The sequence below is a fragment of the Streptomyces sp. JW3 genome (assembly GCF_052216785.1).
Classification (GTDB): Bacteria; Actinomycetota; Actinomycetes; order Streptomycetales; family Streptomycetaceae; genus Streptomyces.
This window is the reverse complement of record NZ_JBQOUX010000283.1, coordinates 1-353: the sequence shown is the minus strand read 5'-3', so window position 1 is coordinate 353 and position 353 is coordinate 1. Positions and strand designations below refer to the sequence as shown.

The 353-nt window shown below is 66.3% G+C and carries 1 pseudogene; it reads left to right on the top strand.

The annotated features are described in order from the left end of the window. Window positions 1–353, top strand: a pseudogene (locus ACTT8P_RS38515) (alpha-1,4-glucan--maltose-1-phosphate maltosyltransferase); the annotation flags it as partial.

Sequence of the window (353 nt, the reverse complement as noted above, 5' to 3'; positions counted from 1 at the left end):
GAGTGGTTCCACCACCGCGCCGACGGCTCGATCGCCTACGCCGAGAACCCGCCGAAGAAGTACCAGGACATCTACCCGGTCGCCTTCGACGCCGACCTGGACGGGCTGGTCGCCGAGACCGTCCGCGTGCTGCGGCACTGGATGGACCACGGGGTGCGGATCTTCCGCGTCGACAACCCGCACACCAAACCGGTCGTGTTCTGGGAACGCGTCATCGCCGACGTCAACGGCACCGACCCCGACGTGATCTTCCTGGCCGAGGCGTTCACCCGCCCGGCGATGATGCGCACCCTCGCCCAGATCGGCTTCCAGCAGTCGTACACGTACTTCACCTGGCGCAACACCAAACAGGA